This is a genomic window from Streptococcus sp. GMD6S, assembly GCF_000297015.1.
On record NZ_AJRH01000229.1, the window covers coordinates 1 to 689 of the forward strand.

Annotated in this window: 1 protein-coding gene and 1 pseudogene; both read left to right on the top strand. The window is 44.7% G+C overall.

What is annotated here, in order from left to right:
• Positions 1 to 174, top strand: a 174-nt coding sequence (locus GMD6S_RS12430) for a CinA family protein (RefSeq protein WP_008295023.1), incomplete at its 5' end; no start/stop codon positions are given.
• A 54-nt stretch (positions 175 to 228) separates the two neighbouring features.
• Positions 229 to 689 (top strand): annotated as a pseudogene (locus tag GMD6S_RS09855) (recombinase RecA); the annotation flags it as partial.

Here is a 689-nt window from a genome sequence, read left to right on the forward strand (position 1 = left end):
GGGCCAGATAGCCTAGAGGGGCATCCAGCTGGTACAGTTTTTATTGGATTGGCACATGCAAAAGGGACAGAGGTGATCAAGGCCAATATTGCAGGACGGAGTCGAGCAGATGTTCGACATATTGCGGTCATGCATGCCTTTAACCTAGTTCGCAAGGCTTTATTAAGTGACTAAATTTTGGTATAATGAAAGATAGGTCTAAGGACCAGTAGAATATAGGAGAACAAAATGGCGAAAAAACCAACAAAAAAATTAGATGAAATTGGGAAAAAATTTGGAGCAGACCGTGAAAAAGCATTGAACGATGCTCTTAAATTGATTGAGAAAGACTTTGGTAAAGGCTCAATCATGCGCTTGGGTGAGCGCGCGGAGCAAAAAGTTCAAGTGATGAGCTCAGGCTCATTGGCTCTGGACATTGCTCTTGGTTCAGGTGGTTATCCTAAAGGACGTATCATCGAAATCTATGGACCAGAATCATCTGGTAAGACAACGGTTGCCCTTCACGCTGTTGCGCAAGCACAGAAAGAAGGTGGTATTGCAGCCTTTATCGATGCGGAACATGCTCTTGACCCAGCCTATGCTGCAGCCCTTGGTGTGAACATTGACGAATTGCTCTTGTCACAACCAGACTCAGGAGAGCAAGGTCTTGAAATTGCTGGAAAATTGATTGACTCAGGTGCAGTTGACCT